The 23269-nt window shown below is 49.4% G+C and carries 22 protein-coding genes and 1 tRNA gene; 13 read left to right on the top strand and 10 right to left on the bottom strand.

All coding sequences use genetic code 11. From position 1 onward, the window contains the following. Positions 1–7 precede the first annotated feature (7 nt). From galE to P771_RS0110110, 6 genes are all read left to right on the top strand, one after another. Positions 8–1006 carry a UDP-glucose 4-epimerase GalE gene (gene galE / locus P771_RS0110150; RefSeq protein WP_150112177.1) on the top strand — a complete coding sequence of 333 codons (999 nt, stop codon included), beginning with the start codon at positions 8–10 and terminating at the stop codon, positions 1004–1006. Beyond that, positions 933–2957 carry a transglycosylase SLT domain-containing protein gene (locus P771_RS17205; protein WP_084301833.1) on the top strand — a complete coding sequence of 675 codons (2025 nt, stop codon included), beginning with the start codon at positions 933–935 and terminating at the stop codon, positions 2955–2957. Before galE ends, P771_RS17205 begins: the two co-directional genes overlap by 74 nt. A gap of 196 nt (positions 2958–3153) precedes the next feature. Beyond that, positions 3154–4461 (top strand): histidinol dehydrogenase, encoded by a 1308-nt coding sequence (hisD, locus tag P771_RS0110135; RefSeq protein WP_028575062.1) that lies wholly within the window; start codon positions 3154–3156, stop codon positions 4459–4461. A gap of 82 nt (positions 4462–4543) precedes the next feature. After that, a complete protein-coding gene (locus tag P771_RS0110130) occupies positions 4544–5437 on the top strand; it encodes a phosphoribosylaminoimidazolesuccinocarboxamide synthase (protein ID WP_028575061.1) in 894 nt (297 codons plus the stop codon). Between the two features lie 11 nt (positions 5438–5448). Continuing rightward, positions 5449–6213: an enoyl-ACP reductase FabI gene (locus P771_RS0110125; RefSeq protein ID WP_028575060.1), complete on the top strand. Its 765-nt coding sequence runs from the start codon at positions 5449–5451 to the stop codon at positions 6211–6213. 388 nt (positions 6214–6601) lie between these two features. Beyond that, positions 6602–6693 (top strand) — tRNA-Ser (locus P771_RS0110110). A gap of 35 nt (positions 6694–6728) precedes the next feature. Here P771_RS0110110 and P771_RS0110105 read toward each other — a convergent pair. The 9 genes from P771_RS0110105 to P771_RS0110050 all read right to left on the bottom strand — a co-directional run bounded on the left by P771_RS0110105 (position 6729) and on the right by P771_RS0110050 (position 14528). Next, positions 6729–7817, bottom strand: a complete 1089-nt coding sequence (locus tag P771_RS0110105) for a tyrosine-type recombinase/integrase (protein WP_161635964.1) — start codon at positions 7815–7817, stop codon at positions 6729–6731. Between the two features lie 174 nt (positions 7818–7991). Further along, entirely contained in the window at positions 7992–8576 is a 585-nt protein-coding gene (locus P771_RS0110100; protein ID WP_150112176.1) for a hypothetical protein, read from the bottom strand. Then, on the bottom strand, positions 8573–8761 hold the full coding sequence (locus P771_RS0110095; RefSeq protein WP_028575057.1) for a hypothetical protein: 189 nt from the start codon (positions 8759–8761) through the stop codon (positions 8573–8575). The genes P771_RS0110100 and P771_RS0110095 overlap by 4 nt, the downstream gene beginning before the upstream one ends. Further along, the gene (locus tag P771_RS17200) at positions 8758–9444 is read right to left on the bottom strand and encodes a DNA cytosine methyltransferase (RefSeq protein ID WP_051617253.1); all 687 of its coding nucleotides are present in this window, start codon (positions 9442–9444) and stop codon (positions 8758–8760) included. The genes P771_RS0110095 and P771_RS17200 overlap by 4 nt, the downstream gene beginning before the upstream one ends. A 2-nt stretch (positions 9445–9446) precedes the next feature. Then, entirely contained in the window at positions 9447–9596 is a 150-nt protein-coding gene (locus P771_RS18905) for a hypothetical protein (protein WP_153304079.1), read from the bottom strand. Positions 9597–9732: 136 nt separating this feature from the next. Continuing rightward, the gene (locus tag P771_RS18825) at positions 9733–9957 is read right to left on the bottom strand and encodes a hypothetical protein (RefSeq protein WP_150112175.1); all 225 of its coding nucleotides are present in this window, start codon (positions 9955–9957) and stop codon (positions 9733–9735) included. A gap of 1475 nt (positions 9958–11432) precedes the next feature. After that, positions 11433–12332, bottom strand: coding sequence for a DNA adenine methylase (locus P771_RS0110060; protein WP_028575053.1), 900 nt, complete (start codon positions 12330–12332; stop codon positions 11433–11435). Positions 12333–12386: 54 nt separating this feature from the next. After that, complete coding sequence (locus tag P771_RS0110055; protein WP_028575052.1) at positions 12387–13721, bottom strand: hypothetical protein; 1335 nt, start codon at positions 13719–13721, stop codon at positions 12387–12389. Between the two features lie 132 nt (positions 13722–13853). Further along, positions 13854–14528, bottom strand: a complete 675-nt coding sequence (locus tag P771_RS0110050) for a S24/S26 family peptidase (RefSeq protein WP_161635963.1) — start codon at positions 14526–14528, stop codon at positions 13854–13856. 160 nt (positions 14529–14688) lie between these two features. On the opposite strand from P771_RS0110050, the gene P771_RS19235 reads away from it, so the two are divergent. Next, positions 14689–14901: an XRE family transcriptional regulator gene (locus P771_RS19235; RefSeq protein WP_035244283.1), complete on the top strand. Its 213-nt coding sequence runs from the start codon at positions 14689–14691 to the stop codon at positions 14899–14901. A gap of 964 nt (positions 14902–15865) precedes the next feature. Here the strand turns inward: P771_RS19235 and P771_RS0110030 are convergent. Next, positions 15866–16126 carry a hypothetical protein gene (locus P771_RS0110030; protein WP_028575048.1) on the bottom strand — a complete coding sequence of 87 codons (261 nt, stop codon included), beginning with the start codon at positions 16124–16126 and terminating at the stop codon, positions 15866–15868. Between the two features lie 316 nt (positions 16127–16442). Between P771_RS0110030 and P771_RS17190 the strand changes: the two genes are divergently transcribed. The 6 genes from P771_RS17190 to P771_RS17180 all read left to right on the top strand — a co-directional run bounded on the left by P771_RS17190 (position 16443) and on the right by P771_RS17180 (position 23249). After that, positions 16443–17915, top strand: coding sequence for a DNA primase family protein (locus tag P771_RS17190; RefSeq protein WP_051617251.1), 1473 nt, complete (start codon positions 16443–16445; stop codon positions 17913–17915). A gap of 237 nt (positions 17916–18152) precedes the next feature. Further along, on the top strand, positions 18153–19601 hold the full coding sequence (locus tag P771_RS0110005; protein ID WP_084301827.1) for a primase-helicase zinc-binding domain-containing protein: 1449 nt from the start codon (positions 18153–18155) through the stop codon (positions 19599–19601). A 13-nt stretch (positions 19602–19614) separates the two neighbouring features. Continuing rightward, the gene (locus P771_RS0110000; protein WP_028575045.1) at positions 19615–20076 is read left to right on the top strand and encodes a hypothetical protein; all 462 of its coding nucleotides are present in this window, start codon (positions 19615–19617) and stop codon (positions 20074–20076) included. Beyond that, positions 20073–20432 carry an SLOG family protein gene (locus P771_RS17185; RefSeq protein WP_035244280.1) on the top strand — a complete coding sequence of 120 codons (360 nt, stop codon included), beginning with the start codon at positions 20073–20075 and terminating at the stop codon, positions 20430–20432. The genes P771_RS0110000 and P771_RS17185 overlap by 4 nt, the downstream gene beginning before the upstream one ends. Before the next feature lie 34 nt (positions 20433–20466). Further along, entirely contained in the window at positions 20467–21243 is a 777-nt protein-coding gene (locus P771_RS0109990) for a hypothetical protein (RefSeq protein ID WP_028575044.1), read from the top strand. Next, the gene (locus P771_RS17180; RefSeq protein ID WP_051617250.1) at positions 21243–23249 is read left to right on the top strand and encodes a terminase gpA endonuclease subunit; all 2007 of its coding nucleotides are present in this window, start codon (positions 21243–21245) and stop codon (positions 23247–23249) included. The genes P771_RS0109990 and P771_RS17180 overlap by 1 nt, the downstream gene beginning before the upstream one ends. The last annotated feature ends 20 nt before the right edge of the window (positions 23250–23269 follow it).

Raw genomic sequence — 23269 nt, 5'->3', positions numbered from 1 at the left:
GCTGAACATGAGCAAAGGAAAAATTCTCGTTACCGGCGGAGCCGGTTATATCGGAAGCCATGCCTGCAAGGAGCTGGCTGAGTGCGGATACCTGCCAGTCACTCTGGATAACCTGGTTTATGGCCATAAACAGGCTGTAAAATGGGGACCTTTGATCAGAGGCGACATCAATGAGCCGCAAGTCCTGGACTTTATCTTCACCAGTCACCAGCCTGAAGCAGTTATTCATTTTGCTGCTTACACCTATGTTGGAGAGTCTGTAACTGATCCTGCCAAATACTACCGGAACAATGTGGCCGGGACCCTCACTCTTCTGGAAGCAATGCGCAGGCACTCCTGCCAGAGAATCATTTTTTCAAGCACCTGTGCCACTTATGGCCAGCCTTTGAAAACACCCCTTACAGAAAGTCATCCTCAAAACCCCATCAATCCCTATGGCTGGGGAAAGCTCATGATTGAACAGATCCTGAATGATTTTGACCGGGCCTATGAAATAAAAAATATCAGTCTGCGCTATTTCAACGCAGCCGGGGCTGATCCTCAAGGATTGATCGGCGAAGACCACCATCCGGAAACCCACTTGATCCCTCTGGCCATCATGACGGCCATGAAGCTGAAAAAAGAACTCAGCATATTTGGACAGGACTACCAGACCCCGGACGGAACCGCCATCCGCGACTATATCCACGTCACCGACCTGGCCAGAGCCCACATCCTGGCCCTTGAATACCTTACCAAGCATGGTCAGAGCGACTGCTTCAACCTGGGTACAGGCCATGGGCACAGTGTACAGCAAGTGGTGGAGACTGTGGAAAGGGTCAGCAGAGTCAAGGTACCGGTAAGGGCTGCAGCCCGGCGTCCAGGAGACCCCCCTGTCCTGGTGGCTTCCTCTCGGAAAGCAGAAGACTGCCTGGGCTGGAAGCCCGAGTTCAATGAACTTGAGACCATCGTCAAGACTGCCTGGGAATGGCACAAAACACATTCCAACCCAGACTATGGACCGTAAAATACCCGTATTCACTCTTGTGATTGTCTGCTTTTCCCTGCTTAGCCTTGTGTCCCAGGCTTTTGCCGGCACTCTGGAGGATCAGCGCAAAAGATTTCTGGATGCTGAAAAAGCCCTGGAACTGGGGCGTACAGATGAATACCGGCAGCACCTTTCCCTTCTTCAGGACTACCCTCTTTATCCTTATCTTGAATATCAGGAAATAAGAAAGAACATCTCTCTGGCTCAGGAGGGGCGGATCCTCAATTTTCTGGAAGAATACGCCTCAACCCCCCTGGCTGGACGATTGAGGCAGGAATGGACCGAATATCTGGCCAAAAATAACCATTGGGACAGGCTTGTAAGGGACTTCAGGACTCCTGCCCCCCAGGCCCTGCAATGCTCGTACGCCAGGGCCCTTTTGGAGACCGGCAACACCCCTGCAGCCTGGAACGAGGCTGAGAACCTCTGGCTCTTTGGACGTTCAAGGCCTAAACAGTGCGATCCAGTCTTTAACCAGTGGAGGGAACAGAACCGCTTGAGTTCAGACCTGGTCTGGCATCGGATTCAGCTGGCCATTGACCAGGGCCAGGCCGGGCTGGCCCGCTATCTGGGCAGGTATCTTTCAGATCAGGACAGATCCTGGCTTAACCTCTGGCTTAAAGTTCTGGAAAAACCATCCACAACCCTGGAAATCGACTGGAACGCCATTGACCATCCCGCTGGTCAGATAATCCTGACTCAGGGCATGGGAAAACTCATTCGCGAGGATACCCCCAAGGCTCTGGCTCAATGGGAGCAACTGAAAAAAGAATACGATTTCAGATCCTTTGACACCAGACCCATTGACCAGGAAATAGGTCTTTACCTGGCTCTGAGAAAACACCCTCAGGCTCTGAAATATCTGCAAAATCTGCCGGATCAGGTCAAAACCCCTGCCCTCAGGGAATGGCATATCAGAAGTGCCATCTATGCTGGAAACTGGTCCGAGGCCTTGGCAGCCTGGGAAGGGCTGGACAGGGAAAGAAAAAACTCTCCCAGGTGGACATACTGGAAAGCAAGAGCTCTGGAGCAAACCGGCCAGATTCAGCAGGCCCGGATCCTGTATCAGAGTCTGACCGGAAGACAGAACTATTTTTCCCTGCTGGCTTCTGACAGATTGAATCAGCCATACGACATACCTCAAAGGGCCATTGTTTCTCATGGTCAGCAGATCCTTGCCCTGAAAAATGAACCCGGAATTGCCCGGGCTGTGGAGCTTTTTCATCTGGATCGAATGCCTGATGCCCGCAGAGAATGGAATCTGGCCCTGTCCGGCAGAAACAGCTCCCAGTTGAAGGCTGCTGCTGTCCTGGCCCATGACCTGGGGTGGCAGGACCGGGCCATAATTGCTGCAGCTGGTGCTGGAGAATACGATGACCTGGTGCTTCGCTTCCCTTTGTCCTATCATGAGTATATCTTCAATCATTCCAGGACCAGAGACCTGAATCCGGTCTGGGTCTTTGCCCTGGCCAGACAGGAAAGCATGTTCATGCCCGATGTTGGCTCTCCGGCCGGTGCCCTCGGGGTCATGCAGATTATGCCCGGAACAGGAAGAATGATTGCCTCCATGATGGGTGAAAGCTTCAGAAACGTTAACATCCTGCTCTGCCCGGAGACCAGCATTCGTTTCGGCACCTTTTATCTGAGCAGACGGCTCCAGGAGCTGCAGAACAACCCGGTTCTGGCAACTGCGGCCTACAATGCAGGAATTCAGAGGATCAAGGCCTGGCTGCCTCAGGACCGGTCCGTGGCAGCCGATGTCTGGGTGGAAAACATCCCGTTTTTTGAGACCAGGGACTACGTGGAAAAAGTATTCACATACAAGGCTGTCTACAATCGCCGGCTGGGCCTTGACCAGCAGAGCATAAGCTCTTTTATGCCGGAAATCAGGGCCGGCGATGCCCTGACCGCTGAGCATGCAGCTGACTAATTGGGCAAGCCCTTTTTAATCCCTGTTTTGGCCCCAGCCCATCATGTGGACCATGCTCATTTTGGTTCAAAGCCTGATTCAGCAGGCAGGCCCTTAAAACTTTCCTTGATAAATATTTCAAACCAACCTAAATTTTATTCTTTGAAACTTTTGCTCAACTGGGATCTCACATAATAAGCACTGCTCTGGAGACAGCATGTTCGGAAAGCACTTCACCTATACATCCAAAAATGATTGGCCCCCAATAAAGTCTTGGCTTTTGACCAGAATGAAGCCTGATTTGTCAGTGGAAGGCCCTGTCCGGGAAATCCTGGATAAGGTCATGACCCAGGGTGACCGGGCTGTGGTGGAATATACCCGCCAATTTGACTGCCAGGACTTTGAGGTCCAGGATATCAGGCTGGATAAGAAACTCATTGGTCAGTCCCTGTCCCTGGTGGACCAGCAGGACCTGGACATCATCAAGGAAGCTGCCCTGCGCATCAGAAAATTTCATGAACATCAGGCCCAGAAATCATGGTTCATCCCGGATGATGACGGAGCCATTATGGGTCAGATGGTGACCCCGGTCTTCAGGGCCGGCCTGTACGTTCCTGGCGGACAAGGCGGTGAGACCCCCCTGATATCTAGCCTGCTCATGAACGCCATACCCGCCCAGGTGGCAGGGGTTGAGTCGATTTGCGTTGTTTCTCCGCCCCGAAAGGATAAAACCCTTAACCCGTACCTCCTGGCCACGGCCCATATCCTGGGTATTGAAGAAATATACCTGTGCGGCTCTGCCTGGGCTGTGGCAGCCATGGCCTACGGAACAGAGACTGTACCTCATGTAGATTTCATTGCCGGGCCAGGGAATATTTTTGTCACTACTGCCAAAAAAATGCTTGTGGGCCAGGTTGGCATTGATATGATTGCCGGGCCCAGCGAGGTGGCAGTCCTGGCCGACCAGACCGGCAAACCTGAGTTTATAGCAGCCGACATTCTTTCTCAGGCTGAACATGATCCCCTGGCAGGAACCTATCTCATCACCACTCAAGAAGACCTGATCAAGGAAACAGCCCGGGAACTGGAAAAACAGACTGCCAGGCTTGCCAGAGCCGACATTGCCCAGAAAGCCCTTAAGGACTGGGGAGCATCATTTCTGGTCCCGGATCTTGAAACCGGATTTGAACTCTCCAACTCCATCGCCCCTGAGCACTTTGAACTCTGTCTTAAAGACCCCTGGTCCTGCCTGGGCATGATCCGAAACGCCGGAGCTGTTTTTATGGGAGAATTCTCTCCAGAACCTGTGGGGGACTACTTCGCAGGGCCCAACCACGTCCTGCCCACCCTTACCACGGCCCGCTTTTCCCAGGCCCTGTCAGTGCAGTCTTTTCAAAAAAATATCAGCATCCTGTCTGCAAACCAGGATTATCTGCACAAACATGGCCCCAAGATAGCCCGCATGGCCAGGCTTGAAGGTCTGGAAGCCCATGCCCGAAGTATTGAAGAACGTCTGCACAGATAACCTGCCTGCCCTGTTACTTTTCAAGAGGATGGGTGTGCATTCTGATTCACCAAACATTGACAACCAGGAGGATAAATAAAACATGAAAGTAGTGGCCCAAACCAGCATCAAGGAATATCCCCTTTTATCCAGAGGCAAGGTAAGGGATATCTATGAAATAGATCCGTCCACCCTGCTCATTGTGACCACTGACCGGATGAGCGCCTTTGACGTGGTCATGAATGAACCTATTCCATTCAAAGGAGCAGTCCTGAACCAGATCACCCTGTTCTGGATGGAAATGTTCCAGGACATCGTTGAGAACCATTTGATAACCCCTGATGTAGATGAGTTTCCCAAGGATCTCGAACCCTACAGGGAAGAGCTGGAAGGGAGGTCAGTCCTGGTCAAGAAGGCCAAACCCCTGCCCATTGAATGCATTGTCCGTGGCTATATCACAGGATCTGGATGGAAGGACTACAGAAATACCGGCAAAGTCTGCGGATATGACCTGCCCGAGGACCTTGTGGAATCCCAGAAACTGCAGCAGCCTTTGTTCACCCCTTCCACCAAGGCCGATGTCGGGGACCATGATGAAAACATCACCCTGAACGAGGCCAGGCTCCGAATCGGCGACACCCTGGCTGGAAAAGTGGAAGAACTGTCCATGGCAATCTACGCCAAAGGCAGGGACTACGCAGCCCAAAAAGGAATCATTGTGGCTGACACTAAATTTGAGTTCGGGGAAATCAATGGCAGGCTGGTACTCATAGATGAAGTCCTGACTCCGGACTCCTCCAGGTTCTGGCCTGCGGACAGATATGAGCCTGGAAAGAGTCAGCCCAGCTTTGACAAACAGTATCTGCGGGACTGGCTGGAGACCACTGGCTGGGATAAAAAGGCCCCAGCACCAGCCCTGCCCCGGGAGATCATCGAAGAAACAGGCAACAAGTATCTTTTGGCCTACAGGCTGCTAACCGGCAAGAACCTGGTATAAGGGAGGTGTCAATGCTTCTTGAGAATAAAAAAGCCCTGATTTTCGGACTGGCTAACAACAAAAGCATTGCCTACGGCATTGCAGAAAACTTCAAAAAAAATGGAGCATCTCTGGCTTTCAGTTATGTAGGTGAACCACTCAAAAAAAGGGTTGAGCCCATCAGTCAGGAACTGGGCGGAGATTTCATCTTTGACTGCGACGTCACCAGTGATGACCAGATAAAGTCAGCAGCCCGGCTGGTCAGGGAAAAATGGGGCCAGGTGGACGTTCTGGTCCACTCTGTGGCCTTTGCCAACCGCGATGACCTCCAGGGAAGGTTCATTGACACTACCAGGGAAGGCTTTAAACTGGCTCTGGACGTGTCTGCCTACTCCCTGACTGCTCTATGCCAGGCCTTTGAGCCTCTGCTTTCCAAGAATGCTTCGGTTATGACCATGACCTATTATGGCTCCCAGAAAGTCATTACCAATTATAATGTAATGGGTGTGGCCAAAGCCGCCCTGGAAGCATCCACCCGTTATCTGGCTGCTGACCTGGGAATGAATGGAGTCAGGGTCAATGCCATCAGTGCCGGTCCCATCAAGACCCTGGCTGCATCGGGCATCAGTGGATTCAAAACCATCTTGTCGACCATTGAAGAAAAAGCACCCCTAAGACGGAATGTGGACCAGAACGATGTGGGCAAAGCAGCCTTGTACCTGGCCTCTGATTTGTCCTCCGGAACCACGGGTGAGGTTCTTTACGTGGATTCCGGATACAATGTACTGGGAATCTAGAATTGAGGATCTGATTTGCGGGAAACTGGAGCAGCCCCAAGGGCATTACCTGACCGGAAACTGCTTCCTTTCCCGCAGGCCTTATCCTGACTTTACAAACTAACCAACCCTGGAAGGAAAATGAGTACTGTTTTATGGTTGATCTTAGTCATAGTCTTCTGGGTGCTCATAGCCAAATATGTGCTGCCCAAACTTGGCCTTCAAGGCTGAGGACCTCGAAAAGACCAAAGTTGCCGGGGGCAACAATGCGACATTAATAAAAATGGCCCAGATGACAAATCCTGATCCTTGGGGAAAGGACCGTTTGTCAGTCTGAACATGGTGGGTTTTTGGTTGATTTTTTGTCCTTGCCTTTTTCTGATTTATTATTTAGATATCCCGTTCTTTTGGAGAGGTGTCCGAGCTGGCCGAAGGAGCACGATTGGAAATCGTGTAGGCGCTAATCCCGTCTCGGGGGTTCGAATCCCCCCCTCTCCGCCACAGTCAACGATTGAAGCCCCGCTTGCGGGGCTTTTTTATTGGCGAAGATTAGGGCTATTGGCGATTTTATTGGCGATTGAGTTGGAAATCTGTTCTGAAATGGACTCAACCTGGCCAGCCACGGCCTGGTCAACTGCCAGTTCATGCAGATAAATCTGAGTGGTTTTCAAATTCTGGTGGCCAAGCAGGATCTGGATGGACCTGAGATCGTATTTCTGGTTCTGGAGTGCAGACGCCATATAATGACGCAAGCTGTGGGCAGTAAAGTGGCGCACCTGGGCAGCCTTGCACAGATCCTTGAACATATTTTTCAGCTCCCGGGCATGTCGCTCCAGCTTGCCCCCAGTTCTTGGATTGTAAAACACATGCTCTGAATGCCGGTTGGGATCGTCAAACCTTTTTTGCAGAACAGCTCTGGCGGTTTCGGTCATGGCCTGCCGACGCGGCTCCCGATTGCCACCTCTGCGCTTGCTGGTCCAGAGAGTTATAATCCCGGTTCGAAGATCAATGTCATCCCATGTTAGACTGGTGATTTCACTAACTCTGGCAGCAGTATGAATGAGCAACTGGATCAGGTCAGCCTGCCAGCCCCCAGCCATGGACAGGACCGCAGCAATGTCTGCAGGCGGCGGAATATAGCGTAGTGTCCTTTCCACTGGAAATGGCTCAATGCCTGCTGCGGGATTAGGTCCGTTATACAGCTGTTCTTTTTGCGCCCAGGAAAATAACGCACTGATCTCTATCCGGTATTTGTTGGCTGCCTTGGAAGTAACCGTCTCGGCTGAGTGGGCCAGAAAACTCTTGACCAATTGGCGGTCAATATCGCCCATAGTGATGTGGGGATCGTTGAGATAGGTGGTCAGCTTCCGGAGCACTGACCGCTTGTACACGTAGGTGTTGCGCTTTTTGTAACGCAGGCAGTCATTCAGGTATTGTTCGGCTATGACTGAATAGGCCGTGTCTGTCTTCAAACCAGACAAGATTTTCCTTTCTTCGGTGCTTTCCCACTCGCGGGCTTCTTTCTTGGTCAGAAAGCCTCCCTGACGAGCGATACGCCTGCCGTCCATCCACAGGACCGCCAGGTATCTCCTGCCCTTCTTGGTCTGATACTCTGTAACCGCCATTTCCACCACCGCTGCAGTTTGATTTGAGATACGCCAGCACATCATCAGTGTCAAACAGGGCATTCTTTCCGTGCCTTGTTCCAGACTTTTTGAAAAAATGGGGGTATTCCCTCCAGGTGCGATATATGGTGGCAATGGGTGTGTTTAGAAATTCAGCCAGTCCGTGCAAGTCTACTATTGGCACCTGATCACCTCCCAAGCCATCTGGCTGAGTTCGCCGCCGATTGCCTCCACTTGCTCCAGGTCGTCGCACTCTTCCAAAAGCCAGACGCACCAGGTTGCGATGCATCCGGCAAGAAAATTCCACTCCTTGGCCTGACCAGAGTATTGATCTCTGGCCTCGTCAGCCATGAAACTGATCATCATCCAGACAGCAGCATACTGTTCAATTCCGTCCAACCTCCCATGAATGTACTTCATAAGCATAGCCTGGACATTCGCAAAATTAACCCAGGCTCTGCTCAAGGCTTTTTTCCCAATCTCAAGTCCTGTTAGACACTCTTCAGACCAGCTGCAGATCCTCCACATTTGTTCAATCGTGCTGTATAGCCCTCTTCTATGGCTGTGGTTCTCCAGCTCCTTGAGCGCAGCAGCTTCGATCTGGCCGGCACATCCCTGGGCAACGGCTGCCACTGAAGCCAGTACAACCTTTCTTCTTGCCAACTCTTTTCGCCTAGCCGCCTCGGTCTGCTTTTTGAGGCGCCTGGCCTTGGTCATGGGTGGCTTGTTGCCGTATTTCATGTATCTACTTGCTTTCATTGTCTCCACCATGTTGCTCTTTCCAGGTAGTCGGCATATTCAGCCAGGTCACGCCTGAGCTGAATTCGTGTATCCCTGGGATCTTCGCGATCACTGTCTGCGGTCAGCTCCCAAAGTAGATCCAGAGCTTCTATGGCCTTATCCAGTTTCTTGATGATGCCTGGCATTTTCTTTTGGATGTTCACACGGCCTCCAGCATGTTGATTGACTTCATGGTCGTCCTGACGGTGGGCCGGCCGCTTAGGTTGTTTGCTCGGTAAAATGCTTGCGCAAATCCCGGAGGCGTCACGCTGCGCATGGTTGTACGATCAGGACTTGGAGGCAGCCTGTGCATCAATGATCCATGGAGCGGTTTGATCGGGTTTTTCTTTAAATTTGGATTAAACTTTCCCCAGAGAACAGTCCGCTTTGTGTACGGGTCCCCATAATCACACGGATCAAAAATCAGGCGGCGATAAAATCTGAGCTCAGGCACAAGCTTTTCAATTCGTCCCACAGGATTTTCCAATGCCCAGAATTTTGGCTTAAATGCTTCAACCATCACCAGAACCATCAAAGCAAGAGCGATCATGTACTCTGTAAATGAATCAAAGGGGTGCAACCCACTTACATGCCTGTCTTTGTCAGGCCACCATCTGGCCCCTGAACTTGCAAAGGCTGTGCATGGGGGAGCAGAGAGCAATCCGTCAATATGCCCATTGTTTTCTTCTTCAACCAACGACATCAGCCTGCCGAAGCTCTCCAGAATACAGCCTTCAAACTTGTAATCCCACAAAAGAACACGCCATCCAGCTTCGACATATGGCTTTGCCCAGTTGCCGGTGTAGTCATAGACAGACAGAAGAAACGGGGGCTGCTGATTTTTCATTATTAATCACTTCCAACCATGACACTGGTAACAGCGACGCTGCACTGTTCAAGCTGACCATAAAACTCCGCTTCTAGCTGGTGGGCCATTTCGAACCTACCCACAAGGCCAAAAAATGATAAGAGAATTGCCAGTGCCAGAAACATTTTCATGATTCAGCTTCCTGCACATGTTTTTTGAGCAGATCCAAGGTTTCCTGGAACGCTCTGATCCCCCGCAGCAACCTCTCCAAATCATCAGGACTGTCAACAAAAGACATCCGCCTGACCCGGGCCTGCAGATCCGTAGCTATACACTTGGCTTGGAAGCAGACCAGCTCGTGCTGGGAGTTGATTTTCTTTTCGGTCGGTCTTCTATCTTGCACCGTAACTCCTCGTATTCATGCCAGGCAGCATCCGGACCGTTCCAGGCCAGCAAGTTGAACAGCTTGGCTTTCTGACCATAGTCAAGACACGTGTCGTTGATTATCAGCCTTGAAATCTTCCGATGAAACCTGGCAAATTTACTGGACATGTTTTCCCCGCCCTCGCCTGGGGCCAGGGACAGATATGGACAACCAGGCGCCCCTTTTCTTCGCTGCCCTGAACCTCCTGATCATAACCCCGTCCAGGGGATGGGACAGAGGGATGCCCTGAGACTGGATGTATGAAATGAATTCTCTAAATTCGTGGATGTTCATTATTTTCCGTGTTTCTTAAAATATCCGGTTTGAGCAACCAGCCCACAAAACCCCATCTGCTGGACTGCATCAGGGCAAGCCCACCCCCACATCATGCAACCATCAGCAAGACAAAGACAGTCAGTGTGCGTAACCCTTGATTCCGGAGCGGCCACCATCATCCCTATCCGCAATAACGGACAAATCTTTTTCCTGGCCTCCACAGCAGTTAGGCGCATAGTCCTCCCTCATTTTTTTTCCACCCAAGGATCTGTTTCCACCTTCTTCAAGGCTTTTCGAGTCTGGAGATCAGGGGTGTGCAAGAAGTGTCCTGATCCTTCACCCGCAACAATGCGGCCCTGGGTGGCAATTTTGTGTGACTCAGGCGGGATTAAAACCGGCCCTACAGCCCGCACCGCCCGGATCTGTCCCCGACACCCTCATTTCACTGTTCACCAACTTTGGCCTTTCCTGTCCTGGTTCTGCCTTTCACCGGTTGCCTTACTGCCGTACGGGTTCAGGCCCTCTGTGATTGTGCTCTCAGAACTGGTCCAGCTGTTCAACACCAAACCCTCGCCCTACTGGCCGGCCAATTCGATTGTCGCGGCGCTTTCGGTGAGGTTTGCCCGTGTTGTTCAAGAAACGATATTCCTATAAGAATAATATTGTCAACATTAAATTCTTATAAGAATTAAAAGTGCATTTTTTATGATTGCCCTGTGAGCAGCACACTATCATGATCATTAACCTAAAAGATGACTTAAGGTCGGAAAATAAGACGGATGGGAATTGACGAAATTGTTGTTGCGATGCATTAAAAAGAAAATAACGCATGCAAAACAGGGGGTTGAAATTTTGAATCAAAAAGTCAGCATTAAAGAGATCCTCCTAGCTCTGGTTGTAGTCGTGATTTTAATCGCAGTGATACCCGGGAGGCTCAGCATGCTAGGGGGCATTCAGCTCTTTAAAATCATGCCTGCCTGGCTTCCTTGACTGGGAACCTCACAGAAAGTCCATGCATGAAATGATGCAGATGAGTGAGCTTGAACTAAGACGATATGCTCATGAATTTGAAGAGAAAAGATGCCTATGGGTAGCCAGGGAATATAGGAGGAATCCTGGCCTTTGCTTGTCTGCCCAGCTGGATATCTGCCGTGATAAAGGGTTTATCAGATAAGGTGGGTTGGATTGGGATAATAAAAAACCCCGCCGGAGCGGGGCTTTTCATTGCTGTCGTATCTTGCCTTTAGCCTCTTTTTAGGCCTCTGTTCTAGTTATGATTCTCAAATAATTCAAGTAGACAAAAATTTGTTATAATAGTCACTTGGTATTATTGTTCTATCGATAAGTCTCTAACATTGTGCCGACTAAAGTATGGGGCCTTCATCTTGTTAATATATTCTGGCAACCTCAGCCCCTGATAAAACATTATCTCCGATCCCTTACACCTCTCTTGGTTTGCTGAATATGTCATTGAAAAAGGAAGACAAGGAAGTCCAGCATAAAGATCTCTTATCGCCTGATTGTCATCATAGGTCACCAGCCACGATGACGTTAGACTTTTTATGCATTTAGAAACATAATAGTGGTCCGATTGTGTATAGTGATTAGTATATAACAGGTTTCCCTTAGAATAATATGGAGGATCAAAATAAAATAAAGTGTTATTTTTATCAATCTTTGGAGCGATATGTTGTACAAGATCAGTCGCATCTTTGTTATAAACTCGAATTCTTGACTTATGTCTGGCGATCAGATCTATGCGCTTGGTTAGACTTTCTTTGTTAAACCTAGCATTTATCTTGTAGAAATTTGATTGTTTCCTTCCTCCGATTACCCCTCCTTGCAGGATCCCTGACCTGTTGGTCCGATTCAGGTAAAAGGCTGCGAATCCAACCTTATTCAAAGAATATTTATTTTGATGCATAAATATTTCTTTTTGTCTGTCCCACTGTTCAATAGTGACAGGTGTGTCACGTATCTGCTTTTTAAACCATTCTGTTTTATCTAATACTGTATGCCAAAATGCATAGATGGCGGGGTCGATATCGTTTATGACAATATCCCAGACATACTCCTCCAAAAGCAGAGCTAAGGCTACACCAGCTCCCCCAGCATAGGGCTCAACGTACGTTCCATCGTTAAGCTGATTTATTTCGATGATATCTTTTATTAACGTAGCTAATCTGCCTTTACCGCCAGGATATCTAAGCGGCGAATAATACTGCATATCAGCCCTCCTTCTGAAAGGAAGGATAGCATGACCAAGGCAGGATGGCCAGAATTATTTCCAACATAGGGTTACGAATTTTTCAATGTTATCCCACAAGGTGCAAATCGTCCTAGGATCAGGATTGAAGTCTGGGGAATGAACAAGTCGCTGGAGGGATTTCGCAGACAAAAGCTCATCATGAGCACAAAAGCGCAACATTTCATCGTGGTAGTTTTTTTTGAGCTTACCACTATTAAACATATCGCCAACAATTTGCTTGATATTTTTATGCAACGCATTCTTGTCACACAAGGAATGCTTACGCAGGTAATGATTAACACTTAACTCTAATAAAACCCTTAACAAGACCGATGCAGCGTTGGTAGCTTCTCGAACATCGATTTTTCTTGCAAGTTCAAGGTAGATATCACGGGCCTTTCTGTTTTCCTGAATATCGGATATTTTCAGGGTGGTCTTAACAGGGTTAATTAATCGCTTTCGATCCCAAGTTGGTTTGATGGGGGTTCTCCCAGTTTTTCTTTTAGAAGGTTTGCTGGAGGGAGATTTCGGATCTTCTGGATCAAGGCTATAGGGTTCTGTTCCAGCGGCTTCAACGTCAACGTCAAGTGCTTTAAGGATATCAGCAACAAACTTCTGTTGCTCGTCAGCGAGATAGAGATCTCTGGACGTCTTATCTGCGGTCTTCATCACAATCTCTTTGAGAATACTTATAAACAGTCCTTTGTCTACAGAAGCAATAATACCCTGACCGTCCCATGACATGCCAAGCATTTTTTGAACACCGGAATTTTGCAACACTCTCTGTAGATTTGTGATAAAGTAAGGCTCTTTAATAGAGGCCCCATTCTCTACAGCAATCTGTTTGGCTTTAATCGCCAGTGCGTTTTCACCCGGCTTTCCTCTATGCATATTATAGAAAGTTTTGTTATCAGCACTCCACCATCTACGGCCAATTCCGTCTTTAAAGCCTCCATGCACACGGTCCAAATACTCAAGGATGGTATCTTCATTGTCGCAGGCTAAACAGTCCACAGCCTTGGGAAAATTTTGTTGATAGTTATTAGAGATATCTTTGAATTTATGATATAAAGGATGATCTTCTATGATTGCAGGTTGATTAAGTAACTTTAATGCAGTGATTCTTCTGTTGCCTTCACGAACAACCCATTCATCAGCATCATCTTTGGAGATTACTATTGGATCCGGAGTTAGTCCATTTTGAGCGATATCCTTTGCGATGTTTAAAAGACCAGAATTTTTATCATTTAGCATCGCTTTCACGCAGTCTCGTTGACTGCTCAGCTGCCCGTAATATCTAAAGTTAAAAATATCGAGCTTGATGTTATTAATAGGAACATTCGGTACAGGTTTGAAACTTTCCCTCATAGCAACCTCGCAATAATCTGATACAACACACAAACGTTTTGGCTAGTTCGGTTCAGAAAACAACTAAAGACGTCCCACCAGCCGCCATACACCCGTTATGACCACTATATTTATTATCTGAAAAACCCTTATTCACTTCTTCGTCATATCCGACCAGCTCCAGATCACCCGGCCAACAACCGCCCTGGAGACTTCCCCTGAATAGTCAGTCTCCATGTCGTAAATGTCTGGTGCGAAGTCTGTATTGTCGGAATAAAAGACAATCAATTCTTTATTGTTCTTGATCTGAAATCTGACCCGCTTTATTGCCAGACCGTCAACGTCCCCCTGAGGCTCCCGCACCAGGTAAATATTACCCGGCGGCGGCTTGGGCCTGTAATCATCCCGATCAATGAGTACAATATCCTTGGGATGTAATGTGGGAATCATTGATGTTTCCCTGGGGCCTATCTCAACTGCTGCCAGATTACCTCTGTGCCTGACTGCCTCCTGCCCCTTCCAGACCAGGATCCAGCTCCTGATTTTGTCTTCTGGTATGATCCCTCTACCTGCAGCCACTGGCATTGAGGCAAGAGGGACAGCAATATAATCATCGTCAATGGGACCGTCATCAGGCAGGGCTGTAACAATTTTGGGCTTCACGAAATGGACGGACTTGGTGATATCTTTTTTGGAGTCATCAAAAGGAAAAGTGATTTCAGCTTTTAGTGCATCAAAAATTTTCGCTACAGTACTCCACTGAGGATTGGATTTGTCGTTAACAATTTTAGAGATAGTTGGCTGATGAAGCTCATTTTTTTCAATCATTTTCTGCAGACTACCATAATGTTTAGCAGCATGCAGTATGCCCTCCCTTAGTCGTTTCCTTGTATCCATACCAAACATTACCCTACTTTTTATCTTGCTGTCATATCCTTCAAAGAATGAAGTGTTGACATTTATATTCTCATAGGAATATCATTCAAGCATGACAGAGTTCACGAATCTAAGAGCACTAATCGTCCAAATCATCAACAACGATGGGCTAACTCAAAATCAGCTTGCTGAAATTATTGGAGTCAAGCAGCCAACAATCAGCAAAATCCTCAAGGGAAGGCAAAAATGTGTAAGCCACATGGTTTATGTGAAGCTGATCAACTGTCTAAACGGACAACACGATAAACCCCCACAAAGTCCATAAGGAGTACGCATGTCTGAAACATCAATCACATTTCGCTGCAGCGAAGAACTCAAAGTATTATTGGGCAAACAGACAGTTGAACTGGACCTAACTGTCTCTGAACTTATCAGGGCATGCCTGGTTCTAGGCCTGCCGCAGGTAAAATTTATACAGGGCTTGGATCGCATTAAGGACAAGGATATCAGGCCTGACTTTTTAGACAGCAAGTAGCTTGTAATACGGCGGTAAGACTTTGTAAGACCGCCGTTTTTTTGGGCAGATCAAGTAAGACAAATGTTTGATGAAAGTAAGATTTGCGTAAGACAATAAAAATTAAGGAATAAAAATTGAGAGGTTACACATTAAAAATTTTTGCGCCCGAGTCCGTGGCGGCCCCGATGAAAGCCTTGGGTGCGCTCCTAACCCCTGGCCAGTATCCGAGGCAGAGAACGCGGCCATCCCTGCTGCAAACGGCTGACCACAATCCACTGATCTTTGGGAGGGTCTGCAGGCCTCGGCGTCTGGCCAGCAGACCCAAATCAAGGATTATTTGATCGATTAATTAGGCAAAAGGGAGGAAAAGTTATGAGGCTTAATGTCAGCATATGGAACCAGGGATGCGACCAACAGGACTTTTTGAACACGCTGCCGGACGCAGATGTGGCCCTTGTATATCCAAGCAGAGAGGCAGGTGAACTGACAATGCTCATGTCTGTGCTGGAAGGCAGGGTGATTGCCGAAGACAAGCTTACAGACACAGAGATGCTTGTGGACGTAAGCGTTCCTGTGATTTTTGTGGGAGACCTCCCTGAAGCATATCTGACACCAAGTCTCCCACAGAGGACTGTTTTTTTGGGCAAGCTGTTTGACCCCAGAACCGACTTGGTGAAAGAGCCGGTATTTTATCATTGCCCCTGTCCTGGGATATCTCCGGTGTTTAAGCTGACAATACTCATAGGCAAGAAAAGCCATGGACAGGCAGAATTCAGGAATTGTCCCGGAGATTGGGAGTGTAAATGCTCACCTTTTCCCGGTGCTCGAGGCTGCGGTTCTCCAAGAAAACAATCTTTTCCATCTCGATTTTAAGGTCTTTAATGTCATGGACAGCCAGGCGAACAAACTTTGATGCAGGAGAATTGACACCGTAGGCCTGTCCGACAGCCACTTGAAACTCAATCAGTTTGTCATGGCAATCCTGCAACATCAAACCGTACTGCTTATGCTGGGCAAGGGAAAACTTAGTCATGCAACTCCTCCTTATGATCTTTCGGATAATTCATGCCAGAAAAGACGACCTCGGTCCAGAATAGGGGATTTAATTTGATTCTCGGTATCTCAAGCAAGATCGGCGTTAACGAGAAGATCCTTGTCAGCATGGAAGGGTCAGGGGCTGCTGACTTCCCCCCTTTCCCCCCTTTGCTTACATCTAAACCAAACGCTCCATGTCAGTTGAAACTTTTTGGGTCCTTCCTGGGCTTTTCTGCCATGCGGATCAGCGAGCCGCAAAAAGTCAGAACTTTTACATGGAAATATTGCGCGGAAAAATGGAATCAGGAGACTTAATGCCCAAACTGGGGATAACCACAGATCTGGTACTTGAATGCCTGGATGCAAACTCCAGGGGAGACGGTACCCTGTATGCCATCATACACCAGAATAAGGTGCTCCGAAATATGATGGGCGACGAGACACTGATCTGGCAGGGTCATCACTGGGAACCTGATATTATGAGCCAGGACCGGGAGCTGGTGGAAGAAGTGGCTATTAAGTACCTGGAGGTAGCCCGTGAGATGCAGGATAGATCCCGTCAGGCTGCAAGTGAAGGTAAAGAAGACCTGGAAAAATATTATACTGAAAAGCAGAAGCAGTGCTACAAGCGGGCATCACGCTTAAGATCCCCGGCCGGGGTTAACGCCTGCCTGGATTTTGCCTTTCACCTGCGCGAACCTCTTTCAATAAGTGTCCGCGGGGACAACCTGGACCAGAATCCCATGCTTCTGGGTTGTCGCAATGGAGTCCTGGAGCTCGATACAGGAGAAATCCGACCCGGCCATCCAGGCGATCTGATCGTCAAGTCTTGCCCTGTGGATATGCTGGACATTGAAGCCCCCTGCCCCACCTGGGAAAAATTTCTCTGGGAATCTTTGGAAGATCAACCCGTCATCGATTTCCTTCAACGCTTTTTTGGTTACTGCCTCACCGGTCTGATCGAGGAGCAGGTATTTCTGATCCTCTCAGGCCTGGGCCGTAATGGCAAAGGTGTGTTTATCGAGACCATCCTACGAATCCTGGGTCCGTATGCCGGACCAATTCAAGCCGAAATGCTGTTGGATCAGGGACGCCAGAAGTCATCATCCGGCCCTACCCCTGACATTATGAGCTTGTACAGCCGTCGCTTGGCCACAGCCTCAGAGTCGGACGAGGCCAGAAGATTCAGTCCTTCCCGTATTAAATGGTTCACCGGGGGCGATACATTGGTTGGTCGAAACCCACATGACAAGCATGAACGTCACTTCAGACCCACACATAAGCTGGTGCTCATGACCAATAACGATCCGTACGCACCAGCAGACGACTTTGCCTTTTGGAGTCGACTGCTCAAAGTTGACTGGCCATTCCAATTTGTCCGCAACCCCCGGAAATCAACCGAGAAGGTCCGGGACGATCACTTAATGCAGAAATTACTCAATGAGCTTTCAGGAATTCTGGCCTGGCTGGTCAGAGGTAATATCCTTTGGCAGCGCAACGGCCTGGCTCCTCCTCCTTCTGTACGCGAGGCCGCAGAGACATACCAGAGAGAACAGGACATTGTTGCAGACTTTATTGAGGAAAAATGTGTGGTCTTTGATGATCCAGAGACAGCCAGGACCTCTGGTAACGATTTATATACCTCTTTTTCTGAATGGTATCAGAAATATCACCGCTCCAAGGTCCCCAGCATCACATGGTTTGGCCGGCGGATGACCAAAAAGTTTGCCAAGGAAAAAGATGGAGCAGTATTTTATAAGGGAGTAGTCCTGGCAGCTGACAATTAAACCCTCCAACTCTCCAGAAACCCTCCAGCTGAAAACATTTTCCTAGTGCGGAGTTTGGAGAGTTGGAAATTTTGGAGGGTTTTTATTGAAAGTCTTCCAATAATTTTATTTTGAATATTTTATTAAAGTTTCCTTTATAACTATCCAAACTCTCCAACTCTCCAAAAATAAAAATAACTAATATTAATATAAGGAAAAAATTTTGGAGGGTTTGCGGAGGGTTTGGAGGGTTCGAACATGAATATACTCGACCTTGTCATCAAAGCCGGCATCCAGCCTTGTAAGGTTTCCGGAACCAAGGGTGGTGAATACCATAGTCCCTGCCCTGTCTGTGGAGGCAAGGACCGCTTTCACGTCTGGCCTGCCCAGAACAATGGACAAGGGTCTTTTTGGTGCCGCAGCTGCCAGATCGGAGGAGATATGATCACCTACCTGCGCCAAGTCGAAGGACTGTCATTTCCCGAAGCAGCCCGGATTGCAGGCAAGGACACCGGTAACGGCAAGTATGTTCGACCTGTAAGCATTCCTGGGCTGCGCCATGTCTCCAGAACCACTAAACCCGTGATCGACGCCACCTCAGTCCAGGACCCTGACTCGGCATGGCAGCAAAAGGCCCTTCACCTGATGGAGCAAACCAACAGATCCTTACTGGCTTCATCCGAACCTATGAGCTGGCTCACAAAACGTGGATTCACGCGTCAAACCGTGCAGCGATTTCAGTTGGGCTGGATACCGGAAAAGACTTTTAGATCTCGTTCCAGCTGGGGGCTGCCTCAGGTCATGAGTGAAAAAACCGGAAAACCCAAGCTGCTCTGGATCCCCAGAGGTCTGGTAATACCTTGCTTCCGAGCTCAACGTCTGGTCCGCATCCGGATCCGCAGGCCCGAGCCGGACGTGGACCCCAGGTACTACATGCTGCCAGGATCGGCCACAGAACCCATGCCCATGTTTTTTGCCGAATCCACCTGGACTGGTCGCAGTCAGTGCCTGTTTATTTGCGAGTCAGAACTCGATGCCATGCTGGTGGCTCAGGAGGCAGGCGACCTGGTGCAGGTTCTGGCCGTGGGATCCAACAGTGCCAAACCCAGAGATGAACTGGCCTCCAATGCATGCGCCAGGGCCGTACGCATCATGCTGGCCCTGGACAATGACGGTGCTGGCGACCAGGCCGCTAAATGGTGGCTTGAGAACTACACTACTGCCAGACACTTGCAACATCCCCAGGAGTGCAAAGATCCAGGGGAAATGATTAAAGCTGGCCACAATATCCGCCAATGGATCCTGGATGCCCTGCCCAACACCTGGCGCATTGGAATGCTTGCGCCTGAATTGAAGAATAGAGGGGAGGCGGGGCCTGTTGAGAAAAGGGAGACAGGGGGAGGCGCAGACCAGGCAGAAGAACGGAAAGCCATTCCTGTCTCTGTCAAGCGTATGGGTGACCTGCTCAAACTGTCTGACGTCATGTTGATATGCAGCTCTCAAAAGCTGGCGATTAAGCCTTTACATCAGAAAGCCGGTAGATGGCAGGAACATCACATGTGGTGGCATGAAAATCAGGAACTCTCCCGGGAAATTCATGACCTGTTCTGGTATGATGATCAGGTCATGGAGTATCTGCTCCAGCACCCGGATAAAAAAATCACGCGCAGAAATTACTGGAAGCCGCTGGAGAAAAAATCGTCATAAAAAGGAAATGACCATGAAGCTGTCTGTACATGGAAGTAGAACTTTGAAAGATGAACGGGTGGAGATCCTGCTCAGGGAGGAAATTCAACGCTACGGCATAACTCATATTGTTACCCATGCTGAGCCTGAAGGTGTCTGTGGAGTGGTTCGAGAACTGTGCAAGACATTAGCCATGCCTTTGACCTTGCATTTTTTGAACTTCAAGCATCTGCGAGGAGCCTTTGAACATCGCAGTAAAGCAGTGCTCAAGGGTGGAGACCGGGCAATATTTATTCATGACGGTGTAAGCAGAGGCACAAGCAATGAGCTTGCCCTAGCCAGAAAAATGGACATGAAATTCACATATCATCAGATTGACATTGCAAAACACGAATCCAGTGTTGGATTCCCCATTGAAAAGGAATGGGAAATTGACACCGATGAACTGGATGTCGGGCTTTTATCTTTAAACCTTGAGGATGAGGGTGGCCAATGAAAGCAGGAATAATTGGTTCCAGAAACTTTAACAACTACAACCTGATGTGCAAGGTTTTAGACACCATGGACATCACAGAGATTGTCAGTGGTGGAGCAAAAGGCGCAGACACACTGGCGCAGAGGTACGCCATAGATCGGGCACTGCCATTCAAGGTCTTTCTGCCGCTGCATAAAACTGATCCGAATATAGCATACCATGTTAAATGGTATTTTATGCGTAACTGTGACCTGGTTGATTACTCTGATCAGATCGTTGCTTTTTGGGACGGACTCAGCCGTGGCACAAAGTTCACCATTGATTATGCCCGCAAACAAAAAAAGCCCTTGCTGATTCCCGGCCATGGGCCATGCTGATCAATAATCCACTTAGAAATATTGCGATATAAAAATGTCCAATCATCCACCTGACAAACTGACCCAGCTCCTGGAAGTAACTGACCAGGCTGATCAGACCGAACTCAAGATCCTGTATAATGCCCAGATCAAGTGTGCCAAGGCTTATAATACAGAATCCACCCTGGCCAGAAAAAAAGACTGGGATGCAGCCAGGGCGGGCTTGCAGGAGGCAGTTGATCGGATGTGGATCAAGTATGCCGGGGCAGATGATGAGGTTATTCCCCGCAACAGACTTGAGGCCGTGGCTCACCTCAAGCGCCAGGGCTGGAAGATAGGTAAGACAAAATTTTACCAGGACTGCAACAAAGGCTTGGTCAAGATCCAGTCCGACGGCTCCATCCTGCCCAGAGATCTTGATGTTTACGCCGTTCGTGCTGGGCTTGACAGATTCGCCGCCCCAGAAACCCAGCAGCATGTGGATGAGGTGGGAGAGCTTCATGAAGTCAAGTTGAAAAAAGAAATCGAGAAATTGAATTGGGAAAATAAAAAGCGGGAATTCGAATACCAAAAAGAGCTGGGCAAGTATGTCCCGCGAGAACTGCTGGAGTTGGAGCTAGCATCCAGGGCTGCTGTCCTGGACTCTCAGTTGAGAACCAGAATCAGGTCCAGAGCCCGTGAATGGACAGCCCTGGTTCAGGGAAAGCACGAACTCGTCCCAGAGTTGATCACTGCTGCCCTGGCCATGCTTGATCAGGCAATGAACGAATTTGCCCGGATGGACCGATTCCAGGTGATATTTGGAGACGAGAACGAAGGAAATATTGAGTAATGTCCGCAGCACCAGAGATATACTATACTCGTTGCCCGGCCTGGCTGCCTGAATCAATCCGGAACCAGATCCAGGCCGGCCACCAAGTGATCCACGCCACCGGTTTTTCCCGGCCCGAGCGCCGGGTCCTGCGCAAACGGCGCAAGCTGCCCAACTCCCTGTGGGCGGAAAAGCATCGCTGGGTCCGGGTCAGTTCACGCGAAGGCCAGTGGTCCAACCAGACCACCCCTTATCTGTCCGGTATAATGGATGCAACAGGCTGTACTCATGTGCAGGATGTGACCGTATGCGCCGCTCCACAGACTGGCAAGACAGATATGAGCTATAATTGCCTGGGTTCGTGGATTGATCAGGATCCCGGTCCGGCCATGGTTGTCTTCGCTGATGAGCAGACAGCCAAAGACGAGCTGTCCGAACGCATTGAAACCATGATCCATGACAGCCCCCGTCTCAGCCAGTACAAGACAGCCGCGGCCAGGGATATGTCCAGCTTGCGCCTAGCTCTGCAACACATGACCATCCATATTGCCTGGGCCACTTCTGTGCCCCGCTTGGCAACCAAGCCCAAACGGTACGTTATTTTTGATGAAGTTGATAAGTATCCGGACACCCTTAAAAAAGAAACCGACCCTATTTCCCTTGGAATAAAACGTACCCGCACTTATCCGGACGACCGCAAGATTATCAAAATTTCCTCCCCCACCTGGGAACATGGCCCCATCTGGCGCAGCCTGACCTCAGCTCAGAAGACGTTCAGATACTCTGTCTGCTGTCCGGAATGCAGGCATATGCAGGCCATGGTCTTTGGAGAAAAGGACAGCAGAGGGGGCATAAAATGGCCTGCAGATGAAAGGGACCCATCCATTATCGAGACTGAGCGCCTGGCCTGGTATCAATGTGAAAAATGCGGATCAGGCTGGGACGACTCCCGCCGGGATCAGGCAGTTCTTCTTGGTGAATGGCGTTGCGTTCAGACCGGGCGGGAGCTCATGACTGAGCTGCAGCTGTCCAGGCCAACGCGCATCGGATTTCACATACCTGCCTGGCTGTCTACATTTGTCTCTTTGTCCGAATGCGCAGCTGCCTTCCTGCGCGGACTCTCCTCCAAAACATTGTTGCGGGACTTTCTCAATGGGTACGCAGCAGAACCCTGGATGGAATACGAGACAGAACGGGTTGAAGACCAGATCCTAGAACTACGCGATGAACGTCCCAGGGGACTGGTGCCGTCGGATGCATTCTGTCTGACTGCTGCAGTTGACACTCAGGACGACGGTTTTTGGTATGAAATCCGGGCCTGGGGACGCGGCTTCGCCCTGGACTCCTGGCAGGTCAGGGAAGGTTTTATCCCGGCCACCTGGCACAAGATGTCTCCTGAAGACCTGCAGGATCGGCAATGGATGTACCATCAAGCATTTGATCCTTTGCGCAGGCTACTCTGGGAAGACAAGTACTTAGACGCCATGGGCAATGAATACACTGTGGCCCTGACCGCAATAGATGCCATGGGGCACAAAACCAGCGAGGTCTATGACTTCTGCAGGGCACACCGGGGTAAGGCCTATCCTGTCCAGGGCATGCGCAACCGTTCCAACAAACCGTATAAGTACAGCAAGTTGGACACCTACCCCGGATCAAACAGATCAATTCCAGGCGGGTTGTCGTTGCTTCAACTGGATGTCCATCACTACAAAGATGAGCTGTCTGGCCGTCTACAGATTTCAGCCATGGACCCTGGGGCCTGGAGAATGCACAGCGAGACCACCAGAGACTGGGCCAGACATATGTGCGCTGAATACCTGAATGAAAAAAAACAGCGCTGGGAATGCCCTTCCAACCGGGCCAACCATGGCTGGGACTGTTCCGTGTACAACCTGGCCCTGGCAGACATCCTGGGAATCAGATTCCGCAGCCAGCAAGTTCAACAAAAGACCAGGCAGAAACACAGCCAGCGCAAGGATTCCAAGAACCCCTTCACTGAGGGATCAAACCCTTTTGCGAGGTGATGGATGGACAAAACATTGAT

It is taken from the genome of Desulfonatronovibrio hydrogenovorans DSM 9292 (genome assembly GCF_000686525.1).
GTDB classification, from domain to species: Bacteria; Desulfobacterota; Desulfovibrionia; order Desulfovibrionales; family Desulfonatronovibrionaceae; genus Desulfonatronovibrio; species Desulfonatronovibrio hydrogenovorans.
This window is presented reverse-complemented; position numbering and strand designations above follow the sequence as displayed.

What these genes read in the sequence shown, in the direction of transcription:
- galE (WP_150112177.1), top strand. Translation starts at nt 8, where the DNA reads ATGAGCAAAGGAAAAATTCTCGTTACCGGCGGAGCCGGTTATATCGGA.
- P771_RS17205 (WP_084301833.1), top strand. Translation starts at nt 933, where the DNA reads ATGAACTTGAGACCATCGTCAAGACTGCCTGGGAATGGCACAAAACAC.
- hisD (WP_028575062.1), top strand. Translation starts at nt 3,154, where the DNA reads ATGTTCGGAAAGCACTTCACCTATACATCCAAAAATGATTGGCCCCCA.
- P771_RS0110130 (WP_028575061.1), top strand. Translation starts at nt 4,544, where the DNA reads ATGAAAGTAGTGGCCCAAACCAGCATCAAGGAATATCCCCTTTTATCC.
- P771_RS0110125 (WP_028575060.1), top strand. Translation starts at nt 5,449, where the DNA reads ATGCTTCTTGAGAATAAAAAAGCCCTGATTTTCGGACTGGCTAACAAC.
- P771_RS0110105 (WP_161635964.1), bottom strand. Translation starts at nt 7,817, where the DNA reads ATGGCGGTTACAGAGTATCAGACCAAGAAGGGCAGGAGATACCTGGCG.
- P771_RS0110100 (WP_150112176.1), bottom strand. Translation starts at nt 8,576, where the DNA reads ATGAAAGCAAGTAGATACATGAAATACGGCAACAAGCCACCCATGACC.
- P771_RS17200 (WP_051617253.1), bottom strand. Translation starts at nt 9,444, where the DNA reads ATGAAAAATCAGCAGCCCCCGTTTCTTCTGTCTGTCTATGACTACACC.
- P771_RS18905 (WP_153304079.1), bottom strand. Translation starts at nt 9,596, where the DNA reads ATGAAAATGTTTCTGGCACTGGCAATTCTCTTATCATTTTTTGGCCTT.
- P771_RS18825 (WP_150112175.1), bottom strand. Translation starts at nt 9,957, where the DNA reads ATGTCCAGTAAATTTGCCAGGTTTCATCGGAAGATTTCAAGGCTGATA.
- P771_RS0110060 (WP_028575053.1), bottom strand. Translation starts at nt 12,332, where the DNA reads ATGCAGTATTATTCGCCGCTTAGATATCCTGGCGGTAAAGGCAGATTA.
- P771_RS0110055 (WP_028575052.1), bottom strand. Translation starts at nt 13,721, where the DNA reads ATGAGGGAAAGTTTCAAACCTGTACCGAATGTTCCTATTAATAACATC.
- P771_RS0110050 (WP_161635963.1), bottom strand. Translation starts at nt 14,528, where the DNA reads ATGATTGAAAAAAATGAGCTTCATCAGCCAACTATCTCTAAAATTGTT.
- P771_RS19235 (WP_035244283.1), top strand. Translation starts at nt 14,689, where the DNA reads ATGACAGAGTTCACGAATCTAAGAGCACTAATCGTCCAAATCATCAAC.
- P771_RS0110030 (WP_028575048.1), bottom strand. Translation starts at nt 16,126, where the DNA reads ATGACTAAGTTTTCCCTTGCCCAGCATAAGCAGTACGGTTTGATGTTG.
- P771_RS17190 (WP_051617251.1), top strand. Translation starts at nt 16,443, where the DNA reads ATGCCCAAACTGGGGATAACCACAGATCTGGTACTTGAATGCCTGGAT.
- P771_RS0110005 (WP_084301827.1), top strand. Translation starts at nt 18,153, where the DNA reads ATGAATATACTCGACCTTGTCATCAAAGCCGGCATCCAGCCTTGTAAG.
- P771_RS0110000 (WP_028575045.1), top strand. Translation starts at nt 19,615, where the DNA reads ATGAAGCTGTCTGTACATGGAAGTAGAACTTTGAAAGATGAACGGGTG.
- P771_RS17185 (WP_035244280.1), top strand. Translation starts at nt 20,073, where the DNA reads ATGAAAGCAGGAATAATTGGTTCCAGAAACTTTAACAACTACAACCTG.
- P771_RS0109990 (WP_028575044.1), top strand. Translation starts at nt 20,467, where the DNA reads ATGTCCAATCATCCACCTGACAAACTGACCCAGCTCCTGGAAGTAACT.
- P771_RS17180 (WP_051617250.1), top strand. Translation starts at nt 21,243, where the DNA reads ATGTCCGCAGCACCAGAGATATACTATACTCGTTGCCCGGCCTGGCTG.